Here is a 20,721-nt window from a genome sequence, read left to right on the forward strand (position 1 = left end):
ACTCCCTCAATTCATGGTGGGCCGAATGCGTGGCGGCCGGACGAATGGGATGGTCGTGCGTCTGTGCGACGCAGGGCGGACGAGGCCGGGCTCAGCGCTGCGGCTCGGGAATCTGGACCGGCTGGCTGTCCTTCGTGCACAGGGTCTCGACATGCTGCGCGGCGGCGCAGGGCGCCCCCTGGACCTGCTTCACGGCACCGGGGACTCCGGAGATGGAAGCGGTGAAGAGATTGTCGAGGTCCTCGCCCACACCGCACCCGGAGAAGGGCGGAAGGGTGACCTCACCGTTGAGAGCGCCGCCCGTGACCAGGGTGTAGCCGGTCTGGACGGAGTCCTTCTGGACCATCTCGCCCCGCAGGGGGAGCGCGAAGGGCTTGCTCGTACGGCAGTTGGGACCGACGTCCAGCGGGACGCCGTTGACCTTCACGTTGTACAGACGGAGCTGGAGCTGCAGATCGACGGTCGTCACCCCCTCGCTGTTGCCGGGCCCGAGGATCGTGAGGTCGGAGTGGATATTGGGCGCCGGCTTCCCGTCCGGGCCGTTGGCCGGGGGAATCTGGGTCATCTCCAGGGTCGCGGTCGTCGGCGTGAATCCGAAGGTCAGGAACGTCCCCGTGGCGGGGGGAAGTTGCGGCTTGCCCTGATACTCCAGCTGCACGGTCGAGTCCTGGAAGATGTGCACATGCCCGTCCTGGAACTTGATGGAGGTCGGGCCCTGCTCGATCTGCGCGCAGGCGAGCGGGAACAGTGTGGCGCTGTTGAGCTTGGCGACGTTGGCGTAGCCGGTGACATAGGCGTTCAGGCTGAAGTCGTCCGTCTCGTCACCGACGCAGTGCGGTGCCTTGCCGCCCAGGGTCTCCGACACGGCCGGCGCGTCCCCCGTCTTCGGCGTCACGGCGTCGTTCCGGGCGAAAGCGTCCGCATCCTCGGTGCGCGCCTTGCCGCCCGGGGTCTCGGACGGCTCGGGCGTCGGCCACTCGACGTCCCCCGCGATACGCACCACGGCGAGGTTCAGGTCCTGGTCCGCCGTCGGGGTGCAGGTCAGCTCCATGGCCGCGGGGTCCGCGGGGTCCACTTGCTCACCGTTCGCGGCAGGCGGGGCTATCCGTGCGGTCAGCTTCGCCGCGGTGAACACGAGATCGCCGGAGACCGCGGCGGTCACCGTCGGTACGTCGCCCGAGGCGGTGAGGGCGAGCCCCCCGGATTCCGGGAGGTTCACCGGCTTCTCAGTGGTTCCGGCCCACAGGGTCACGGCGGACTGGTCGTCCTGAGTCACGTCCACGGTCAGCTGTGTCTCCACGTCGAGGCCGGCGGCCCCGGCCTCGGGAAGGTCGGGCAGCGCCTCCTCGGGCAGAGTCAGCTCGGTGCTCACGTTCCTGAGCTGAACGGCCTGGTCGGCCGTGCCCCGGTCGGGGACGGTCGCGGACACCTTGACCGCGACCGGCTTGGGACCCGAGGGAAAGTCGCAGCCGTAGCTCAACTCGACCTGGACGTCGCGTTCTCCGGCCGAGGCCTGAGCACCCGGAATCATTCCGGCCATGAGGACCGCGGCCAGTACGGCCCCGCCCCGTGCTGCCGTCCGCCCCCGGGTCCACCCCGTCGCGCCGCGCATCATCATCCCTCGTGATTCCCTTCCGTCGTGGCCGCAGACCGCACGCCGGGAGTCCCGCCGTGCGGTCTGCCGACCCATGGGTTACCCGATAACCCGTCAGGTTCCGACAATGCTCGTGATTCCGCTGACGGTGTAGTCACCGGTGAAGGTCGGATTGTCGCCGACCTTCACGATCCCGGTGCAGCCCGCGGTGGCCGTCCGGACCGTGAGCTTGCGGGTGGTGCTCGAGACGGACAGCACATGGCTGCTGTTGGTGAACTTCGCGTTGACTTCACCGTCGACGGTGAAGGTACAGGTGAGCACGGTGAGCTTGGCCTGGATGTCCTTGATGTAGCCGGTCGTCACACCCCCGGTGTAGTCCTCGGCAACGATCTGCCAGGCCGGTGTGGTGGTGGCGATCGGGCTCACCGGGCCGAGCGCGCTGGTGCACGGCGCGGCGGTGGTCCCGAACGAGGCCGAGTTGATGAGTGCCACCGTGGCGGGGTTGCCGGTGGCGCTGGCGGCGGTGCCGCTGGCGGCGGCGGTCGGGCAGGTGAGCGGGATGCCGCTCACCGACAGGACCGTGTTCGTCGACGAGGCCGTGTAGCTGCTCCCCGTGACGGTCCACGTGGTGGCGGGGAACGCCATGGCCTGGGTGGCTCCGAGAACCAGGGCCGCGGAAGCGACGCCGGTTGCCACGGCCATCTTCTTGAGGGTATTACGCACAGTTAGTTCCTCCGATTCGACAATGCGGGTGGCACTGCTTGCGGGGACGTGCTCCACGGCAGCCCAATGGGCACGAAGCACGGCTATGAACCACTTCTCCGAGGGGAGACGTACACTCTCGGCCACATACAATCTGTGACAGGCCGCGACGTTACTTGCGGGAAACTTGGAGCACAATCCCGCCAGCCGAAATTGCTCGTAGCGAGTTCGATTCTCGTATTCGGGTGACTAACCGCACGGATGCACTTGTCACTTGGTGCGCAAGATTTCCGTGCCCGGCCATTGAGGCGGCACCTTTCCACGCTGCGGGGGTGCGCGGTGCGTGCCGCCGGCGCCGGTGAGCGCCGGACCGCCTCCCGTCGTGAGCGGCGGCGGGCCCACCCGTATCTCTGCGCACAACCGGAGCGAGCGGCCGAAAATATTGTCCGGAAGTGAGCACTCCCGCCCTACCTGCACCGGAGCACCACGACGAGACCGAGATGTGTGCCCCTTGCACTTCGATCTTGCACAAGTAGTGCGCACAACCGATGACTTCGACTATCTTCATCGCGAACTTGGTACGCACCTGTCGGTTCGTGGGAGCGCTTTCCCCACTGCCTCACCCCCACCGGGCGCCGGAGAGCGAGGGGACATGTCATGCCGAGAGTCATTTCGCCATTGGACACGGGGGACCCGCTGGGGCCGCTCCCCCAGGAGTTCGCCGCCATCATGCGGCCCGAACTCCCGAGCCTCATCAAGGAGATAGGCGTCGAGGTCACCCGGGCCTATCCCGAGTACGCCCGGCTGCTCAGCGGCCCCAACGGCCAGGCCATCCGGGTCGGTGTGGAGCAGAGCCTCGCCTCCTTCGTGGACCTGATCACCGAGCCGTCCTCGTCGACCTCGCTGCGCGACGACATGTGCCGCCGGTTCGGGCGCTTCGAGGCCTACGAGGGCCGCACGATGGACATGCTCCAGGGCGCGTACCGGCTCGGCGCCCGGGTCGCGCTGAGGCGGGCGAAGAAGGTCGGCCGGAGCTACAACTTCTCGCCCACGCTGATGCTCAGCTTCGCCGACGCCCTCTTCGCCTACATCGACGAACTCGAAACGCTCTCGCGCGAGGGATTCCTCGAAGTGCAGGCCCAGGCCGGTGAGCAGACCGAGACCATGCGCCGGCGCCTGCTGCACCTGATCCTGGCCGGGCGCCCGGTCCCCCGCTCCGCCATCGCCGAACTGTGCGAACAGACCGGATGGGCGCTCCCCGAGGAGGTCACCCTCGTCGCGGTGCGTCCCCCCGCGGGGCTCGACCGGGTCAGCGCCGACCGCGACATCCTGGTCGACCTCAGCGCCCCCCAGCCGCATTTACTCATCCCGGGCCCCCTCGACGACGCACGAAGAACCATGCTGGACCACGCCCTGCTCGGCACCCATGCGGCGATCGGGCTGACCGTTCCCACCGCACTGGCCGCCGACTCGATCCGCTGGGCGCGCAGGGTCCTCGAACTCGTCGACGCCGGTGTCATCGACGACGCGCCGTTCATCCTCTGCCAGGACCACCTCATCACCCTGTGGCTGCTCTCCGACCCGGTTCTCCTCGACCAGCTCGCCCAGCGGGAACTCGCCCCCATAGCGGGCATCAGCACCAACCGGCGCGAACGGCTGATCGAGACGCTTCGCATCTGGCTCGACACCCGGGGCACCGCCGCCCACATGGGCGAACTGCTGGATGTGCACCCCCAGACGGTGCGCTACCGCATGCGCAACCTGGAGTCCATCTTCGGCGAGCAACTGGTCGTCCCCGAGAGCAGATTCTCCACCGAGGCCGTGCTCCGGGCGCTCCAGTTGCGCGAGCGCGGCAGGGAGTCCACCACCCCGTAACGGACGCATGGAACAGATCCGGACGGATCACGGTCCGCACCACTCGTCAACTTACCTTCGAGTAAAGGGAAATACCCGGTCACTCCCAAACGGTTGCCACACGGAGACGTTCTCGGAGAGAAACCCGGAACCGCGTCCCGTAAACATGGAGGAGTCGTCCGCCCACCGGCGGACGCGGCGTCCGACCTCCTGGCCACCATTCGAGAGGGAGCACCCCCCATGACCGCCTCGCACCTGCTCGTCCCCGTCCCGATCCCGGACAGCGTCGCCGCGCTGATCGGATCCTGCATCCCCCAGCACATCCTGGAAGCGGAGTTCGACGCCGAGTGCGCCGCCCGCGAGGTCCGCCGGTTCCGCGGGCCCAGGCTCGGCATCGAGGACCAGGCCGACCGTGAACAGGCCCTCTCCGAGCTGGCCCGCGCCAACAAGGTACTGGCGGCCCACCATCCCCGGCTGGCCGTGCTCCCCGACAGCTCCTGGTGACATCCGCGTCGCCCGGCGACAACCGCATCCCCCTGACAACCACACACCGCACCCCGCCTTGCGAAGAGCCGGCGGGGCCCTTACCTTACTCGGAAGTAAGTTGACTCCAGAGTAAGGAACTGGCGTGGCCGACAACAGCAGCGGCAATCTCACGGGCGAACTGACCGCACTCGACTTCGCGGCCGTGTCCCCGCAGGAGTTCGCACGGATCGTCAAGGGCCTGTCCGCCAAGCAGCTCGGCGAGGTCATGCACGGCGAACTGCGCACCCGCGTCCTCGGCGAGGTCTTCGGCCGGATGAAGCAGCAGTTCCGTCCGGAGGCGGCGGGACAGCTCAAGGCGCTGATCCGCTGGAAGATCACCGGTGACACCGACGCGGTCTACGAGACCGCGATCGCCGATGGCGCCTGCGCCATCAGCGAGGGCCGCTCGGACGCCGAGCCGCGCACCACGCTGGTCATGGCCGACGCGGAGTTCCTGAAGCTCGTCTCCGGTAACGGCAATCCCGTGACGATGTTCATGATGCGCAAGCTGAAGGTGGCCGGCGATGTCGGCCTGGCCTCGGGCCTCACCCGCTACTTCGACATCCCGAAGGCCTGAAGCCCATGAGCTACTTCTCCCTCGCCCTCACCGAGGAGCAGCAGGACCTGCGCAACTGGGTGCACGGCTTCGCCGCCCAGGTGGTACGCCCGGCGGCCGCCGAATGGGACGCCCGCGAGGAGACGCCCTGGCCCGTCATCCAGGAAGCGGCCCGGATCGGCCTGTACGGGTTCGAGTCCCTGGCCGACATGTACGGCGACCCGTCGGGACTCTCCCTCCAGATAGCCAACGAGGAACTCTTCTGGGGCGACGCAGGAATCGGCATGGCCCTCTTCGGTACCTCCCTCGCCGTCGCCGGAATCTTCGCCTCCGGCACCCCCGACCAGCTCGCCGAGTGGGTGCCCCAGTGCTACGGGGACGAGGACGACCCGAAGGTGGCGGCGTTCTGCGTCTCCGAACCGCAGGCCGGCTCCGATGTCTCGGCGATGGCGACGAAGGCACGTTACGACGAGGCCAAGGACGAATGGGTGCTCTCCGGCCAGAAGGCGTGGATCACCAACGGCGGGATCGCCGGGATCCACGTCGTCGTCGCCTCGGTCGACCCGTCGCTCGGCGCCCGGGGACAGGCCGCGTTCATCGTGCCGCCCGCGACGAAGGGCCTGGAGGCCGGCCGCACCATCAAGAAGCTGGGCCTGCGCGCCTCGCACACGGCGGACATCTTCCTCGACGACGTACGGGTTCCCGGACACTGCCTGCTCGGCGGAAAGGAGAAGCTGGACACCCGGCTCGCCCGTGCCCATGAGGGCGGCAATGCCAAGGGTCAGGCGGCCATGGCGACCTTCGAGGTCAGCCGCCCGACCGTCGGCGCCCAGGCACTGGGCATCGCGCGCGCGGCGTACGAGTACGCGCTGGAGTACGCCGGCCGGCGCGAGGCGTTCGGCCGGCCCATCATCGAGAACCAGTCGATCGCGTTCGCACTGGCCGACATCCGCACCGAGATCGAAGCCGTGCGGCTGCTGATCTGGCAGGCCGCCTGGATGGCCCGCAACGACCGGACCTTCGATGCGGGGCAGGGCTCCATGTCCAAGCTGCGCGCGGGCGAACTCGCGGTGTCCGCCACAGAGAAGGCCGTCCAGATCCTCGGCGGCGCCGGGTACAGCCGTGAACATCCGGTCGAGCGGATGTACCGCGACGCAAAGATCTACACGATCTTCGAGGGGACCAGTGAGATCCAGCGCCTGGTCATCGCGCGCGCGGTCTCGGGACGCCACATCCGCTGAGCCGGGCAGGTACGGGCACCCGTCCGGACGCCGCCCTCGCGCGCCCCCGGGACAGTGCGCGCCGGCGGGAGCATGCTCGTCCGGAGAGAGGACGGCCGGTGTACGGGGGCACACCGGCCGCGGCGTCCTCCGCATGCCCCCGCCACCGGGAGAACCCATGCACCGGACCACCCTTGTCTCCGCCCTGGCACTCACCACCGCGCTGCTGGCCGCGGCACCCTCGTCGGCCGCCGCACCGGCCGTCCCGGGCGTCGGCTGGGAGCCCGCGCCGACCGCCCCCTTCGACCAGCCGGCAGGCACCCGCTGCGACGCCCCGATCCACGGCGAACCGATCGTGGACGAGGTCGTGCGGAAGGTGCTCGCCACCCGTCCCGACGGGTCGCCGTCGGAAGTCGCGTACCGGGGCGATCTGGTCATCCGGGTCACCAACACCGCCACCGGTGCCTCCTACGACGCCGATGCCGGTGGCAGTGCGATCGTCGACCTCCGCGCCGACGGATCGCAGCGCTGGCACGCCATCGGACCGGTACTCCTCGGTGTCGGCGAGCACAACGGCAATCTGCCGCGCGGCGAGCACCTGGTCGACGGCGTCTACACGCTGGACATCGGCGCCGACGGGTACCGGACGCTGCACATGATCCACGGATCCACGGACAACGTCTGCACCCGCGTCGACTGACCGCTCCGCCGGCCAGGATCAGCCGCCGACAGGCGTGAACCGCACCGGCAGCGACTGCGGACCCCGGGTGAAGACACCTTGCTCGGACAGGGTGAACCCGTCCGCCGGCCGGACGTCGGGCATCGCGTCGAGCAGCATGTTCACCCCGGTCCGCACCTCGGCCCTGGCCAGCAGCGCCCCGACACAGAAATGCCGGCCGAGGGCGAACGCCAGATGGTCGGCCGCGGCCGAGAACGCCGTGGTACTGGTCAGATCCGTGCGGAAGAGGTCGAAGCGGTCGGGGTCGCGGTACCGGCCGGCGTCCCGGTTGGCCGAGCCGATCAGACAGGTGACGGTCGAGCCCGCGGGCACCCGGCCGCCGCCGATCTCCACATCCGCGGCGGTCTGCCGCATGATCATGTGCACGGGCGGAGTGAGGCGCAGCGTCTCGGCGAAGGCCCGGTCGATGAGGTCGCGGTCCTCCCGTACGGCGGCCAGCTGCTCGGGGTGGGTGAGCAGATTGGCGAAGATCGAGGCGATGGCCTTGTCGGTGGTCTCGCCACCCGCGGCGAGCAGCAGGCTACAGAACGCCTTGATGTCCTCGTCGCTCATCCGGACACCGTCGATCTCGGCCGCGCAGAGCGTGGAGAGCAGGTCGTCGCCGGGTGCCTTCCGCCGCTCCTGGATGACCGGGACCATGTACTCGGCGAATTCCTGCCGCGTCCGGTCGCCGGCCGCCGCCACCTCGGGGTCGCCCGCGAGGTTGCCGAGGAAGGCGATGACGCTGGTGTACCAGCCGTGGAAGCGGTCGTGGTCGGCCTTGTCGAGCCCCAGCATGTCGGCGATGACGAGGACGGGGAAGCGCGTCGCGAACTGGCCGACGAGATCGGCCTCACCGGTGTGCCGGAAGGTGTCGATCAGCTCGCGCGCGTTGCGCTCGATGACCGGGAGGAACTTCTCCTGGAGTTCGGCGCCCCGGAAGGCCGGGGCGACCAGGGCCCTGCGCACGGAGTGTTCACGGCCGCCGAGCTGAAGAATCGTCCTGCCGTGGACGGGTTCGATCTGCCAGTCGTAGTTCTCGGTGGTGAACTCCCCGGCCTTGTCCTTGAAGACCCGCTCGACGTCCTCGTAACGGGAGACGAGGTAGCTGTTCGTGGCCTCGTGCCGGATCAGCGGGTGGTGCTCGCGCATGATCCGGTAGGCCCCGTAGGGGTCGGCGGCGAAGGCCGGAGAGAGAATGTCGGGCACGGGCGGCGCTTGCGGCACGGGTGACTCTTGTGGGGCGGATGTCATGACGCTCCAGGGTCGTCGACGGGCAACGCCGCCCAGGCTATTGACGAAATGTCCGCCCTGATACCCCTTGGGGAAAAGCCATGCCCGCCGGTCCACGCCCGTCCGTCCTCTTCGTCACCGACCTGGCCTACGAGGCCCGCGGACGCCGCTACTGCGACGAGGACATCCATCTGACGTCGCGGCTGCGCGAGGACTTCGACATCGCGCTCTGTCACCCCCGTGATGCCGCCGCGCTCCTGGAAGGCTTCGACGCGGTCGTCGTACGCAACAGTGGTCCGGTGCTGCACTACCAGGAGGCGTACGACGCGTTCCGCGCGCGGGCGCGGGAGCTGGGCACGCGGGTGTACAACCCGCTCACCGGCCGGGGTGACATGGCGGGCAAGCAGTACCTCGTCGATCTCAGCCGCGCCGGCTACCCGGTGATACCGACGGTGGACCGGACGGCGGATCTGGGGCTGCTGCCCGACGCCGGGGAGTATGTCGTCAAGCCGAAGCTGGGCGCGGACTCGGTCGGGCTGCGGTTCGTACGTACCCCCGTACTGCCGCCCGAGGCGGACGGTACACAGCTGGTGCAGCCTCGGATCGACTTCCGCTACGAGGTGTCCTTCTACTTCGTCGACCACGACTTCCAGTACGCGCTGAACGCGCCGCACCCCGAGCAGCGGTGGGTGCTGGAGCCGTACGAGGCGAGTGGGGCGGATCTGGCGTTCGCGCGCTCGTTCATCGGCTGGAACAGCCTCGACCACGGCATCCAGCGGGTCGACGCGTGCCGGACGGCCGAGGGTGAGCTGCTGCTCGTGGAACTGGAGGACCTCAATCCGTATCTCTCGCTGGACCGGGTGGGCGAGCCGGTGCGGGAAGCGTTCGTGACCCGGATGAAAGCGTCGCTCAAGGACCTGATGGGCTGACACGTCCGGCCGTCCCCCGCATGCGGGTGACAGAGGGCGGTGTGAGGGTGCAAAGGTGACGACTGCCAGCGAGACCGCCCCCGCCCCACAAACCGCCGGCGCACCGCCCCTGCTCGACCCGCGCCGCCGGAACATCGTCTTCGCGACGATCGTGCTGGGCATTCTGCTGGCGGCCCTGGACCAGACGATCGTGGGGACCGCGCTGCCCACGATCGTCTCGGACCTCGGGGGCGCCGCCCATATGTCGTGGGTGGTGACCGCGTATCTCCTGGCGGAGACGGTGGCGACGGTCCTGGTCGGCAAGTTCGGCGACCTGTTCGGCCGGAAGATCGTCTTCCAGCTCTCGGCGGTCATCTTCATCACCGGCTCGTTCCTCTGCGGTCTCGCGACGAACATGACGCTGCTCATCGTGTGGCGCGGTCTGCAGGGCATCGGCGCGGGCGGTCTGATGGTCACCTCGATGGCGCTCATCGCCGATGTGATCCCGCTGCGCGACCGGGGCAAGTACCAGGGTGCGATCGGTGCCGTCTTCGGTGTCTCGACCGTCGTCGGACCGCTCCTCGGCGGGCTCTTCACCGACCACCTGACCTGGCGCTGGGCGTTCTACGTCAATGTGCCGATCGCGATCGGGGTGGTCATCGCGGCGGCCCGCACCATTCCGTCGGTGAAGGCGGCGGGGCGGCCGGTCATCGACTACCTGGGCATCACGATGGTCACGGTCGGGGCGAGCTCCCTGATCCTGGCGACGAGCTGGGGCGGCAACGAGTACGCCTGGGGCTCGCCCGTCATCATCGGCCTGTTCGTCCTCGGCCTGCTCGCCCTGGCCGCGTTCTGCCTCGTCGAGTTCCGGGCGAAGGAGCCGATGCTGCCGATGCGGCTGTTCGGCAATCCCGTCTTCACGGTCTGCTCGATCCTCAGCTTCATCGTGGGCTTCGCGATGCTCGGCGCGATGATCTATCTGCCGACCTATCTGCAGTACGTGGACGGTGACTCCGCCACACTGTCGGGGGTGCGGACGCTGCCGATGGTCATCGGTCTGCTGGCCGCCTCGATCTTCAGCGGCAACGTGGTCAGCAAGACCGGCCGGTACCGGATCTTCCCCATCGTGGGTTCGCTGGTCATGGCGGTCGGGCTGTTCCTGCTCTCCCGGATGGGCCCGGACAGCGGAGTGTGGCGGGAGTCGCTGTACATGCTGGTGCTCGGTCTCGGTATCGGGCTGTGCATGCAGGTGCTGACCATCGCGGTGCAGAACACCGTCGACTACGCCGATCTGGGTACGGCGACCTCGGGCGTGACGTTCTTCCGTACGCTCGGCAGTTCCTTCGGTACGGCGGTGTTCGGCACGATCTACGCCAACTCGCTCGGCCCGAACCTCCAGGACGGGGTCGCGGCGGCGGTGCGGGCGGGCGGTGATCCGGCGGTGCTGGCGAAGGCCTCGCAGAGCCCGGAGGGGCTGCACTCCCTGCCCGGCGCCCAGAAGGCGCCGCTGGCGCAGGCCTACGCCGACACGCTGCACACGGTGTTCCTGTGGACCGTGCCGGTCGCCGTGCTGGGCTTCCTCGTGGCGTTGTTCCTGAAGGAGGTGAAGCTGCGGGACACGGCACGGGCGGGCTCGACCGACATGGGCGAGGGGTTCGCGTCGCCGAGCGCCGGGGACTCGGCCCGGCTGCTGGAGTTCTCGGTGGCCAAGGTCCTGCGGCGGGTGGACCCGGACACGGCCCGGCGGATCGTGGCCTCGTCCGACACCCGGCTCGACATGGCGGGAGCCTGGGCGGTGATGCAGGTCGAGCTGTTCACCCGGATGGTCGGCCATGCGGGGCTCCGGCTGATCGCGGCCCGGCACCGGATTCCGCCGGAGGTCCTGGTGCCCGTCTTCGACCGGATGATCGAGGAGGGCTATCTCACCGGGGACGGCCATCTGCTCACGCACACCGAGGCGGGCAGCCGCGAGGCCAGGACCATCAACGAAGCATGGTCCCACTGGCTCAATGAGCAGCTGGGCGACCAGCGGGAGCAGGCGGACGACGCCCGGCTGCGCGCGGCAGTCGATGTGATCGCCAAGCGGCTGCTGGCGGAGGACCTCACCCAGGAGCTCTCCCCGGCGGCCCCTGCGGGGGCACCGGTCTGACGCCGTCCGGGGTTCGGGCGCCTCCCGGCCGTCCGGGCAGCCGGGAAGGAGCCCGGGCGTCAGGAGGGAGGCCGGGCGCCGGTCCGGGTTCGCGCGTCGGCCGACGGCCCGGGAGGCCGGGCGTCAGGCGGCGAAGACGGCCGACTCGTAGACCCAGGCTCCCTCGTGCCGGACGAACCGGCTCTTCTCGTGGAGCGAATCGCTGTGGCCGCCGGACGTGTAGTGCGCCCGGAAGGTGACCGTGCCCGTGGTGTGGAAGGCGCTGCCCCCCGTCGCCTCCAGGATCTCCAGACCCTGCCAGCGCTGTCCGGGGTCGAGTTCGAGGACTTCGGGGCGGTGGTCCGGGTGCCAGGTGCGCAGCAGGTACGCGACGTCCCGGACGACGAAGGCGGTGTACCGGGAGCGCATCAGCGCCTCGCACGTCGTCGCCGGCGTCCCCGCGTGGTACCGGCCGCAGCACTCGCCGTAGGTGGCGGGCAGCCCGCACGGGCACGGCAGGGCGGCCGTGATCCGGAAGACGGGGGCGGCGGAGGGGCGGCGGGGGCGTGCGGTGCGTCGGGACATGGGTCCATTGTCGCCTGCGGCCGGACTCGGAAGCGTCGTGCGCCCCTGCGGGCGGCCGCACGTTTCACCGCCGCGCCGGAATCGCGGCACACCGGAGGACGGCGGCCCGGGGCCTCGCGCCATCAGGCCTTGCGGGCCACCCCCGCGTAGCCCGGGATCGGCTCGTCGCCCGGGACGTCGACGACCTCGCCGAGCTCCGGGTGCCAGTCGGCGGAGAGCGAGACGCCGGGATCGACGAGTTCGAGGCCGTGGAAGAACGCGGTGAGTTCGGCACGGCTGCGCGGGCGCAGGGTCATGCCGCGCGCCCTGTACATGGCGGCGGCCCGTGCCGCACCCTCCGGGTCGAAGTCGCCGGTGGTCTGTGAGAGGACGAGGTAGCTGCCGGGGGCCAGCTGGTCGACCAGGCGGTCCACCAGTTCGGCGGCACCGTCCTCGTCGTCCAGGAAGTGCAGCAGCGCCAGCAGGGACAGCGCGACCGGCCGGTCGAAGTCGAGGACCTTGCCCGCCGCTTCCAGGATGGCCTCGGGCCTGCGCGCGTCGGCCTGGATGTACTCGGTGGCGCCTTCCGGGGTGGAGCGCAGCAGGGCGGCCGCGTGCGCGAGGACGATCGGGTCGTTGTCGCAGTAGACGACGCGCGCCTCCGGCGTGGTCCGCTGGGCGATCTGGTGGAGGTTGGGCTCGGTCGGTATCCCGGCGCCGATGTCGAGGAACTGACGGATGCCGTTCTCCGCGAGCCAGCGGGTCGAGCGGTGCATGAAGGCCCGGTTGACGCGCGCCATGTCACGTCCGCGCGCGTCGACGGCCAGCAGCTGCCGGGCCATCTGCTCGTCGACCGGATAGTTGTCCTTGCCGCCGAGGAACCAGTCGTACATCCGCGCGGGATGCGGCTTGCTGGTGTCGATCTCGGCTGGGGGCTCGTGCCCGGTCATGGCGCGCTCCTTGGATCCGTGTCGGCGAGCAGAGGACGAAAGCGGTGCGCGACGACCGGGAACCGTCCGCGCTGTGGGGTCAGGTGAGAAGGAAGTCTGCCTGACCGGCCTTGGCCCCCTGGATGAAAGCGGCGATCTCGCGGTGGGAGTAGATCAGGGCCGGGCCGTCGGGATCCGCCGACTGGCGCATCGCGATTCTTCCGTCGGAGAGCTTCATCGCCTCGACACAGTTGCCGCCGTTGCCGCCGCTCCACGGCTTGTACCAGCCCTCGGAGCCGAGATCGGCGGCCGGCATGCCGTTGTATATGGGGGTCATCACAGCTCCTTGCGGAAGTCCCGGAGGATTTCCTTCGTGCGTTGTGCAGTCGCGGCCTGGGCCGCCATGCGGTCCATGACCTCGAGATACGAAGCCACCTCGGAGCGCGCGTCGAAGTAGACGGCCCCGGTCAGGTACTCGCTGTAGACCATGTCCGGCAGCTCGGGGACGGCGAACCGGAACAGGACGAACGGCCCGTAGGTGCCCGGGTGATGGCCGGTCGAGAACTCGGCGATCTGGAGGGTCACATGGGGCATCTCCACCGCTTCCAGCAGCCGGTCGGTCTGGGCGCGCATGGCTTCGGGGCTGCCCACCGGGCGGCGCAGCACCGTCTCGTCCATCACCACCCACAGCCGCGGGGCGTCCGGCCGGGTCAGCAGCGACTGCCGCTCCATGCGCAGGGCCACATGGCGCTCGATGTCCTCGGGGCTGGACTGGCCGAGGGCCCCGGTGCGCATCACCGAGCGCGCGTAGTCCTCGGTCTGCAGGAGTCCGGGGACGAAGTGCGGCTCGTACATGCGCAGGAGGCTCGCGGCGCCCTCCAGGCTGACGTACATGCTGAACCAGTCGGGCAGCACGTCGTGGAACCGCTGCCACCAGCCCGGCTTGTTGGCCTCCTCGGCGAGGTCGACGAAGGCGTCGGACTCCGCCTCGGAGATCCCGTAGGCCTTCAGGAGCGACTGCACATAGGGGATCTTGAGCGCGACCTCGGCGGTCTCCATCCTCCGGATCGTCGCAGAGCCGACGCGCAGCACCTTGGCTGCCTGGTCCCGGCTCAGGCCGACGAGCTCCCGCAGATCCTGCAGGCGCTTGCCGAGAACGACCTGACCCACGGTCGGGGCGGACCGCGGTTCGCTCACTTCAGACCTCCCGATGCGCTGTTTGGCATGAGTGTGCCATGGGCGTACGGCCAAAGGACACAGCCACTCTGAATTTTTCAGAGTGCCCCTTGCCAAGTGTTCACGACAGGGGGACAGTTGGGGAGTGAACCAGTTCGGTCGTCATGCCCGCGTTCATTCAGGAAGATCGCGAAGCGTGACACAGTCCCCACTGTGAGGATTCGGTCGTGGCACCTGGCAGTGCGCTCATCCCCCGGCTCATCGACCTCAGTCCCGGGACGGATGCGCTCCGATACTGCTTCGCGCTGCCCGCGCACCCCGAGTCCGTCGCCGGAGCCCGTCGGCTGACGCGGTCCCGGCTGGGCCAGTGGCGGCTGAAGGACGACGCCCGCGACGCGGCGGTCCTCATCGTGTCCGAACTGGTCACCAACGCGGTGGTTCACACCGCCAGCACGCGTGTCGTGTGCGAACTGCGCCGCCTGGAGAACCGGCTGCGCATAGCCGTACAGGACCAAGGACACCAGCCCGGCGGACCCCGGTTCGGCGCCGGAGCCGACGACGAGCACGGACGCGGCCTGCTGCTCGTCGACGCGATGTGCAGTGCCTGGGGGTCCCGCGACGCCGGGGACGGCTCGGGCCGCATCGTGTGGGCCGAACTGCCGCACGGCTCGGAGCACTCATGCTGAAGAACGCGATGTCCCATCTGCTCGGATCCCGGCGCTCCCGCGAGCCCGGCCGCTCCACCGGCGTCGGCATGGTGCAACTGCCGCTGCCCGCATCCCTCTCGGCGAGCCTGGGCTGCGACGCGGTGGGCGTGCCCGAGCGCTACGGCTTCCGGCTGATGTCTCATCTGCCGCGTACGGGCTGCGTCTTCGCGGACGCCGACCGCTGGTGGTGGATCGTCCCGGCCGGTTCCGACCTCGATCTGGACTGGCCCGCGCAGGCTTCGTACGCACGAGGGGCGTGTGTCCCCGCGGTACGGCCCCGGCTGATCCACCAGCCCGAGAGCCGTACGCCGTACACGCCGCCCATCCCGCTGTTCCTCATGGTGTGCCAGGTGACGGGTGTGACGCCTTCCTGGGCGCCCACGGGCGGCCCGCACGTCGTCTCCGCTCCCTGACCCGGAGGTGCGGGTGGGGCCGGGACATCGTCTCCGATGCCCCGGCCCCACCCGCGTACTCACGCGTGGTCCTGCCTTCTTGCCCCCTTGTTCCCTGGGCCACTCGGCCAATGGACCACTTGCTCACTTACTCACTTGCTCACTTGCGGAAGGTCAGCCAGTCGACGGCCGCGGTCGTCCGGCCGCCGGCCGCGACGACGTACACGTCGTGTGCGCCGGTGACGGTGTGCAGCAGCTTCGCCGACTGCTCCTGCCAGGTGTCGGCGCCCCCGGTGGCCCGCACCGGAAGCACCCCCACGATCCGGCCCTTCGGGCTGTCCAGGCGCACTTGGAGCACACCGGTCACGCCCCGGCCCGGAGCGGCGAGACGGACGGCCAGCCGGTCCGCTCCCGCACCGAACTGGACCTTGCGGAAGCCGAAGCGGTCGCCGGACCCCAGGAGGCCGGTGGCCGCGTCGCCCCGGGTGATGCCCTTGACCTCCGTGGCCTGTTCGGCCTGGAGGGTGGCAGCGGCGTCGGGGCCGTCCGCGTACAGCCGGATCTCGTTCACGGCCCACTCGGTGTCACCGGGTGCGGTGAGCGTGATCCGCAGATAGCGGACCGTCTGCGCTGCGAAGACGGCCTCCTGGGTGAAGGAGCGGCCACTGACCTCGGCGACCGGTGTCCCCCACTGCTTGCCGTCGCGGCTGGTGGAGACGGTGAAGCCCGACGGGTGCCCGGTGGCGTCGAGGCCGGCGTCCAGGGCGAGCCTGCCGACGGTCCTGGGCGTGCCGAGGTCGACGGTGAGCGACTGCCCCGGCGTCTGGAGCCCGGCCGTCCTCCACTGGGTGGTCTGGACGCCGTCGACCGCGGCGGACGCGTCGGAGCCGTCCGACGCGGTGGCGCTCCAGCCGTCGTTGCGGACGCGGGAGACACAGCCGTCCAGGTTGCAGCCAGCGGACCAGATGGCATCGCCGTACTCGTAGGCACCCTGGTCGGGCCCGGCGCCGCGCACCCCGGTCGTCACTCCGTCGACGGTCTCCCCCGCGTCGATGGCGGGTGAGCCCTCGCGCAGCCACAGTTCACCGTTGCGGGTGTCGGTGTAGCCCGGATCGGTGGGCGGCAGCAGGTTGCTGCGCACGACGGGGCCCGGGTCGCCGGGGCCGGAGATCTCCGTCTTGGTCATCCCGACGATGTTGCTGACATAGGTCCCGGTGGCGTCGGTGGCCCCGCTGAGCCGGACCGAGGCGCCGGTGATGCCCTGCCCGTACGAGGAGTGGTGGTCCCGGTTGCCGAGGCTGACGCCGCTGTGGCCGTTGAAGAAGGTGCCCCGGGTGCCGGTGTTGTACGCGACGTTGTGATGGAGCAGGAAGTTGCTGGAGGAGTTGTCGATGTAGTAGCCGACCTGGCCGTCGTCGTCGTGGACGATGTTGTGGTCGACGCTGGTGCCGGTGGCGTCCAGGTTGCAGCAGACGTAGAACGGGCTTCCGTCGCGGGAGGTCCGCATCGCCTCGGACAGGTCGTTGTAGGCGATCGTGTTGTTGTGGAACGGCACGCCGTTCAGCTGCCACGACACGTCGATGCTGCCCCGGCCGGTGCGGCGGACGGTGTTGTGGGTGAGGGTGTGGTCACTGCCGTTGATCTCGATGCCGGGGGTGTAGCTGCCCATCCAGCCGACGTCGTGGATGTAGGTGTTGGTGACCGTGTTGCCGCTGCCCCGGACGAGGACACCGGTGCCGGCGGAGTAGCCGATCTCGCTGTCGCGCAGGGTGTTGCCGCTGCCGAGGAGCTGGATGCCCGAGTCCAGGATGCGGGAGACGACGATGTGGCCCTCGCCGGGTTCGATGGCGAGTTCGTCGTCGGCGGGCATCGGGAGCGTCGAGTACTCGGAGACGTAGCGGGCGTTCAGGTCCTCGACGAGGACTCCGGTGCTGTCGTTCCCGGTGCGCAGCGAGGTGCCCCACAGGTCGAGGCCCCGGACGGTGACGTACGAGCTGCCGCTGAGGTCGATGCCCCAGGAGCGGTGCTTGGCGGTGACGGTGTGGCCCCGCATGCCGCCCTTCGGCGGGACGAGGTAGAGCGTTCCGGCTGCCTTGTCGTAGTACCACTCGCCCGGCTGGTCGAGTGCGGCCCTGGCGCCGACGAGGTAGTAGTTGCGGTAGTTCTTGTCGCCCATGCAGAGCGGGTCGCAGCGGTAGTTGCCGCCCTGGAACTCGAGGGCGCCCGCGGTGGTGGAGGTGACCGTTCCGGTCTGCTGGCTCCACGGGTTGGAGCCGGCCCACAGGTGGACGGTCGCGCCGGTGAAGTCCCCGGCCGGCAGCTCGGGGTCGTCGATGTGCTGGTCGGTGGAGGTCTTCTCGGCGACGGCCCAGGTCGGATTGAGCGGGTCGGTGCCGGAGTTGGGCCAGCGGCCCTCCATGGCGCGGTCGCCGTCGAGGAAGAGGGCGTTCTCGCTCGCGTCGAGCGGGAGGTCCGTCTTCACGGAGACGAGGCCGTCGCCGGCGTCCTGCCAGCCGGTGACCGTCTCGGTGCCGTCGACCGTGACCGTGCCGTCGCCGTAGGCGGCGAAGGTGACGGGCGCGTCCTCGCGGCCGGCGGGCGGGGTGATCTGCTCGCGGTAGGTGCCCCGGTGGATCAGACAGCTGTCGCCGGGGCGTACGAGTTCGGCGCAGCGCGAGATCGTACGCAGCGGATGCTGTGCGCTGCCGCCCGACCGGTCGGACCCCCAGGTCGCGACCTCGTACGTCCGGCCGTGGGTGGCCGCGGTGGCCACGGACGGCAGGGCGAGCGGCAAGGCGATCAGTGCGGCAGCCGCTGCGGCCACCAGGGATGTCGGACTGAGAGCCGGTCTCATGTACAGCCTCCGGTGTTCGGTGGTGCGGGTGGGTGATTCCATGCGGTCTCGCCGTCCGGACCCGGCGGGGCGCCGAGGACGGCACACCTCAGCCAGTGCTCGCCGGGCGGGAGTTCGCCGGTGAGCATGGGCAGCGCGGTGCGGCGGGCGAGCACATTGGTGCCGGGCAGGCAGTCGAGGATCTGCCCGGTGCGGCGGCCGTCGGTGTCGGTGAGGCCGGTGAGTCCGCCGGGGCCGGTGACGACGGCACTGGCGGGGCCCGCCCGACGGCTGAGTCCGGACGGAGCGCCGGTGTCGCGGTCGACGGCGAACGCGGCCTCGGCGGTCCGGAGCGGCCGCGCGGTGCGGATGCGGTGGACGCGCGTGTGCCAGGGCGGGGCGGCGGTGAGCCAGGTGGTGATCTCGACATCGGGCCAGGGGTGCCAGGTGGAGCGCACGGTGTCGTCGGTGACCTGGTGGTCGCCCGGTTCCTCGCGCACGCGGTAATGGATGCCGCCGTCGTCGCTGAGGGCCAGCATCGAGTCGTACGCCCCCTGCTCCAGGCCGACGGGTCCGGCGGGCAGGCTGAAGCCGAAGCGTGTGGAGTAGGCGAACTTGGCGTACTTCTCCGCCGCGTGCCGGACCCAGGCGTGGTGCTGGCGGCCGGCGAGCAGGGTGACGTCGCCGCCGGAGCGCATCAGGAGGGCGCCCGCGTGCGGCTGGGGCGAGAGGGCGGGCAGGGCGGGTGCGCCGCGTTCGGCGGCGGTCCAGAAGCGGTGGCCGGCGGGCAGGGCGAGCGGAAGGAAGGTCTTCAGGGCCCAGTACGGGGAGCCCGGGGCGTTGTACTGCTCGGCGAGTGCGGGCTGCGGGTAGGCGTAGCCGACGGAGAGGAGGCCGCCGGGTGCGGCGTCGGGGCGCTGCCGCCACCAGCGCAGATGGCGCATCAGGTGCCCCTTGACGACGCCCCAGGGAAGGGCTTCGACTCCGGCGTAGGGCAGGGCGGACCAGAAGGCGGCCTGGGCGAAGCGGTAGGTGAGGGAGCGGCCGTAGGGGACGGCGGCACCGTCGTCGGCGAACCAGTGCTGGAAGTCCTGGGCGAACAGGGCGGCACGCATCCGGAAGCGGACGGCCCGTTCGGGGTCGCGGTGGCCGGCGAGCGCCGCGTACAGCAGTCCGTAGAAGTGCATCGCCCACGGCACGTAGTAGTCGCGGCGTTCGGTGGGACCGTCGGAGTACCAGCCGTCGCCGCGGGCGAAGGTCTCCAGCCGGTCCAGGCAGGCGGTGACACGCGCGCGGTCGTACGGGACACCGACGCGGTCGAGTCCGAGTCCGATCAGGACGGGGAAGAACAGCCAGTTGTTGTCGGTGACCGGGCAGGCCATGCCGGTGGTCAGCCAGTGGGCGGCCCGCTCGCGTTCCGGCTCGCCCAGCGGTTCCCAGAGGCGGTCGGGGGCGAGCGCGAGGGCGAAGCCGATGGCCGCCATCTCCACGATGCGCTGGTTGTGCGGTCCGGGCGGGCCCCAGTACTCGGGGTGCGCCGGGTCGGTGCCGGCCGCCAGGCCGCGTACCCAGTACTCCCAGTGCGCGAAGTCCCCACCGCCAGCGGCGAGCGGGGCGAGGCCCCACAGGGGGCGGGCGAACGCCTCCAGTTCGGCGGCCGGGTCGTCGTGGATGGCGGTGTTGACGCCCAGGCGCAGCCGGGCCCGGCCGGGGCTGAAGTGCGGCAGGAGGGGTTCGGTGAGCGTGCGCACGTACTCCTGCAGTCGCGAGCGGCTGTCGTCGGTCATGTGCGTCACCCCTTCTCCGCGCCGGCGAGCAGTCCCGTACGCAGGAAGCGCTGGGCGAACAGGAAGGCGACGAGCGTGGGCACACAGGCGACGAGTCCGGCCAGGGCCGCCTCGGGCTGGTGGATGTCCAGGTCACTGAAGCCGCTGGAGGCGTTGACGGCGCCGGTCGACTGGAGCAGGGACATCAGGCCGAGTTGCAGGGTGAAGGTGCGGTCGTCGGCGAGCATCACGAACGGCAGGAAGAAGTCCGTCCAGGTGCGGGTGAAGGAGAAGAAGGCGATCAGACCGATGGCGGGCTTGGCGAGCGGGATCCCGATCGACCAGAACAGCCGCAGCTCCCCCGCCCCGTCGACCCGTCCGGCGTCCAGCAGGCTGTCCGGGAGGTTGGCCGCGAAGTGGAGATAGGCGAGGTAGACGCCGAAGGGGTAGAAGGAGAGCGGCAGGATCACCGAGGCGGGGGTGCCGGTGAGCCCGAAGGCGTTCATCTCCAGGTAGAGCGGCAGGACGAGCGCGGCCGGCGGGAGGATCATGCAGACGATGGAGAGCGTCAGCAGCAGCTTGCGGCCACCGAAGTCGTGCTTGGCCAGGACGTATCCGGCTGGCACACAGAGCACCAGGGACAGGGCGACGCTGGCCGCGGTGTAGAAGACGGAGTTGCCGATCCACAGGGTTATCTGGCCGTCGTTGTAGCTCATGAGGTGGTTCCAGGCGTCGCCCACGTTGCCCAGCGAGCCGAAGCCGAGCGAGGACCCTGTGGTGAGGTCGTCGACGGTGCGGGTCGGGGCGAGGACCAGCCACAGGAGCGGGAGTCCGAAGAAGACGGCGGCGCCGAGGAGGAAGAGCAGCCGTGCGGAGCGGGATACGGCGTTCATCGGGCTCGGACGCCTCTCACGTG

Annotated in this window: 19 protein-coding genes; 9 read left to right on the forward strand and 10 right to left on the reverse strand. The window is 70.0% G+C overall.

What is annotated here, in order from left to right; all coding sequences use genetic code 11:
* Nucleotides 1-91 precede the first annotated feature (91 nt).
* Nucleotides 92-1,618, reverse strand: coding sequence for a DUF6801 domain-containing protein (locus tag ACZ4LX_RS00570; protein WP_467636121.1), 1,527 nt, complete (start codon nt 1,616-1,618; stop codon nt 92-94).
* Nucleotides 1,619-1,708: 90 nt separating this feature from the next.
* Complete coding sequence (locus ACZ4LX_RS00575) at nt 1,709-2,296, reverse strand: hypothetical protein (RefSeq protein ID WP_467636125.1); 588 nt, start codon at nt 2,294-2,296, stop codon at nt 1,709-1,711.
* A 657-nt stretch (nt 2,297-2,953) separates the two neighbouring features.
* Between ACZ4LX_RS00575 and ACZ4LX_RS00580 the strand changes: the two genes are divergently transcribed.
* From ACZ4LX_RS00580 to ACZ4LX_RS00600, 5 genes are all read left to right on the forward strand, one after another.
* A complete protein-coding gene (locus ACZ4LX_RS00580; protein WP_467636128.1) occupies nt 2,954-4,171 on the forward strand; it encodes a PucR-like N-terminal domain-containing protein in 1,218 nt (405 codons plus the stop codon).
* A 219-nt stretch (nt 4,172-4,390) separates the two neighbouring features.
* Nucleotides 4,391-4,654 (forward strand): hypothetical protein, encoded by a 264-nt coding sequence (locus ACZ4LX_RS00585; RefSeq protein WP_467636131.1) that lies wholly within the window; start codon nt 4,391-4,393, stop codon nt 4,652-4,654.
* A 124-nt stretch (nt 4,655-4,778) separates the two neighbouring features.
* Nucleotides 4,779-5,252, forward strand: a complete 474-nt coding sequence (locus ACZ4LX_RS00590) for an SCP2 sterol-binding domain-containing protein (protein WP_467636134.1) — start codon at nt 4,779-4,781, stop codon at nt 5,250-5,252.
* Between the two features lie 5 nt (nt 5,253-5,257).
* Nucleotides 5,258-6,472 carry an acyl-CoA dehydrogenase family protein gene (locus ACZ4LX_RS00595; RefSeq protein WP_467636138.1) on the forward strand — a complete coding sequence of 405 codons (1,215 nt, stop codon included), beginning with the start codon at nt 5,258-5,260 and terminating at the stop codon, nt 6,470-6,472.
* A 157-nt stretch (nt 6,473-6,629) separates the two neighbouring features.
* Nucleotides 6,630-7,151 (forward strand): hypothetical protein, encoded by a 522-nt coding sequence (locus tag ACZ4LX_RS00600; protein ID WP_467636141.1) that lies wholly within the window; start codon nt 6,630-6,632, stop codon nt 7,149-7,151.
* Nucleotides 7,152-7,169: 18 nt separating this feature from the next.
* Here the strand turns inward: ACZ4LX_RS00600 and ACZ4LX_RS00605 are convergent, their stop codons facing one another.
* Nucleotides 7,170-8,423 (reverse strand): cytochrome P450, encoded by a 1,254-nt coding sequence (locus ACZ4LX_RS00605; protein WP_467636146.1) that lies wholly within the window; start codon nt 8,421-8,423, stop codon nt 7,170-7,172.
* Nucleotides 8,424-8,503: 80 nt separating this feature from the next.
* Here ACZ4LX_RS00605 and ACZ4LX_RS00610 point away from each other — a divergent pair, with 80 nt between their 5' ends.
* Together ACZ4LX_RS00610 and ACZ4LX_RS00615 are read left to right on the forward strand one after the other, a co-directional pair.
* Nucleotides 8,504-9,331, forward strand: coding sequence for an ATP-grasp domain-containing protein (locus ACZ4LX_RS00610; RefSeq protein ID WP_467636149.1), 828 nt, complete (start codon nt 8,504-8,506; stop codon nt 9,329-9,331).
* 55 nt (nt 9,332-9,386) lie between these two features.
* Nucleotides 9,387-11,459 (forward strand): MDR family MFS transporter, encoded by a 2,073-nt coding sequence (locus ACZ4LX_RS00615; protein ID WP_467636152.1) that lies wholly within the window; start codon nt 9,387-9,389, stop codon nt 11,457-11,459.
* A gap of 123 nt (nt 11,460-11,582) precedes the next feature.
* On the opposite strand, the gene ACZ4LX_RS00620 is transcribed toward ACZ4LX_RS00615, so the two are convergent.
* The 4 genes from ACZ4LX_RS00620 to ACZ4LX_RS00635 form a co-directional block, all read right to left on the reverse strand.
* Nucleotides 11,583-12,023, reverse strand: a complete 441-nt coding sequence (locus ACZ4LX_RS00620; protein ID WP_467636155.1) for a YchJ family protein — start codon at nt 12,021-12,023, stop codon at nt 11,583-11,585.
* Nucleotides 12,024-12,145: 122 nt separating this feature from the next.
* Nucleotides 12,146-12,952 (reverse strand): SAM-dependent methyltransferase, encoded by an 807-nt coding sequence (locus ACZ4LX_RS00625; RefSeq protein WP_467636158.1) that lies wholly within the window; start codon nt 12,950-12,952, stop codon nt 12,146-12,148.
* 79 nt (nt 12,953-13,031) lie between these two features.
* The gene (locus ACZ4LX_RS00630; RefSeq protein ID WP_219567121.1) at nt 13,032-13,268 is read right to left on the reverse strand and encodes a DUF397 domain-containing protein; all 237 of its coding nucleotides are present in this window, start codon (nt 13,266-13,268) and stop codon (nt 13,032-13,034) included.
* Complete coding sequence (locus ACZ4LX_RS00635) at nt 13,268-14,128, reverse strand: helix-turn-helix domain-containing protein (protein WP_467636161.1); 861 nt, start codon at nt 14,126-14,128, stop codon at nt 13,268-13,270. Before ACZ4LX_RS00635 ends, ACZ4LX_RS00630 begins: the two co-directional genes overlap by 1 nt.
* Nucleotides 14,129-14,334: 206 nt before the next feature.
* On the opposite strand from ACZ4LX_RS00635, the gene ACZ4LX_RS00640 reads away from it, so the two are divergent.
* Together ACZ4LX_RS00640 and ACZ4LX_RS00645 are read left to right on the forward strand one after the other, a co-directional pair.
* A complete protein-coding gene (locus tag ACZ4LX_RS00640) occupies nt 14,335-14,793 on the forward strand; it encodes an ATP-binding protein (RefSeq protein ID WP_467636164.1) in 459 nt (152 codons plus the stop codon).
* Nucleotides 14,787-15,227, forward strand: a complete 441-nt coding sequence (locus ACZ4LX_RS00645) for a hypothetical protein (protein ID WP_467636167.1) — start codon at nt 14,787-14,789, stop codon at nt 15,225-15,227. The genes ACZ4LX_RS00640 and ACZ4LX_RS00645 overlap by 7 nt, the downstream gene beginning before the upstream one ends.
* 139 nt (nt 15,228-15,366) lie before the next feature.
* Here the strand turns inward: ACZ4LX_RS00645 and ACZ4LX_RS00650 are convergent, their stop codons facing one another.
* The 3 genes from ACZ4LX_RS00650 to ACZ4LX_RS00660 are packed head-to-tail and all read right to left on the reverse strand — an operon-like array spanning nt 15,367 to nt 20,698.
* Nucleotides 15,367-18,060, reverse strand: coding sequence for a carbohydrate-binding protein (locus tag ACZ4LX_RS00650; protein WP_467636170.1), 2,694 nt, complete (start codon nt 18,058-18,060; stop codon nt 15,367-15,369).
* Nucleotides 18,057-19,826 carry a DUF2264 domain-containing protein gene (locus ACZ4LX_RS00655; RefSeq protein WP_467636173.1) on the reverse strand — a complete coding sequence of 590 codons (1,770 nt, stop codon included), beginning with the start codon at nt 19,824-19,826 and terminating at the stop codon, nt 18,057-18,059. Before ACZ4LX_RS00655 ends, ACZ4LX_RS00650 begins: the two co-directional genes overlap by 4 nt.
* Before the next feature lie 5 nt (nt 19,827-19,831).
* Nucleotides 19,832-20,698, reverse strand: coding sequence for a carbohydrate ABC transporter permease (locus tag ACZ4LX_RS00660; protein WP_467636178.1), 867 nt, complete (start codon nt 20,696-20,698; stop codon nt 19,832-19,834).
* Between the last annotated feature and the right edge of the window lie 23 nt (nt 20,699-20,721).

Source organism: Streptomyces sp. NPDC026062, from assembly GCF_055568375.1.

Excerpts from the sequence above, each read along its gene's own strand:
- ACZ4LX_RS00570 (WP_467636121.1), bottom strand. The coding sequence starts at position 1,618 with ATGATGATGCGCGGCGCGACGGGGTGGACCCGGGGGCGGACGGCAGCA.
- ACZ4LX_RS00575 (WP_467636125.1), bottom strand. The coding sequence starts at position 2,296 with ATGGCCGTGGCAACCGGCGTCGCTTCCGCGGCCCTGGTTCTCGGAGCC.
- ACZ4LX_RS00580 (WP_467636128.1), top strand. The coding sequence starts at position 2,954 with ATGCCGAGAGTCATTTCGCCATTGGACACGGGGGACCCGCTGGGGCCG.
- ACZ4LX_RS00585 (WP_467636131.1), top strand. The coding sequence starts at position 4,391 with ATGACCGCCTCGCACCTGCTCGTCCCCGTCCCGATCCCGGACAGCGTC.
- ACZ4LX_RS00595 (WP_467636138.1), top strand. The coding sequence starts at position 5,258 with ATGAGCTACTTCTCCCTCGCCCTCACCGAGGAGCAGCAGGACCTGCGC.
- ACZ4LX_RS00600 (WP_467636141.1), top strand. The coding sequence starts at position 6,630 with ATGCACCGGACCACCCTTGTCTCCGCCCTGGCACTCACCACCGCGCTG.
- ACZ4LX_RS00605 (WP_467636146.1), bottom strand. The coding sequence starts at position 8,423 with ATGACATCCGCCCCACAAGAGTCACCCGTGCCGCAAGCGCCGCCCGTG.
- ACZ4LX_RS00610 (WP_467636149.1), top strand. The coding sequence starts at position 8,504 with ATGCCCGCCGGTCCACGCCCGTCCGTCCTCTTCGTCACCGACCTGGCC.
- ACZ4LX_RS00620 (WP_467636155.1), bottom strand. The coding sequence starts at position 12,023 with ATGTCCCGACGCACCGCACGCCCCCGCCGCCCCTCCGCCGCCCCCGTC.
- ACZ4LX_RS00625 (WP_467636158.1), bottom strand. The coding sequence starts at position 12,952 with ATGACCGGGCACGAGCCCCCAGCCGAGATCGACACCAGCAAGCCGCAT.
- ACZ4LX_RS00630 (WP_219567121.1), bottom strand. The coding sequence starts at position 13,268 with ATGACCCCCATATACAACGGCATGCCGGCCGCCGATCTCGGCTCCGAG.
- ACZ4LX_RS00645 (WP_467636167.1), top strand. The coding sequence starts at position 14,787 with ATGCTGAAGAACGCGATGTCCCATCTGCTCGGATCCCGGCGCTCCCGC.
- ACZ4LX_RS00650 (WP_467636170.1), bottom strand. The coding sequence starts at position 18,060 with ATGAGACCGGCTCTCAGTCCGACATCCCTGGTGGCCGCAGCGGCTGCC.
- ACZ4LX_RS00655 (WP_467636173.1), bottom strand. The coding sequence starts at position 19,826 with ATGACCGACGACAGCCGCTCGCGACTGCAGGAGTACGTGCGCACGCTC.
- ACZ4LX_RS00660 (WP_467636178.1), bottom strand. The coding sequence starts at position 20,698 with ATGAACGCCGTATCCCGCTCCGCACGGCTGCTCTTCCTCCTCGGCGCC.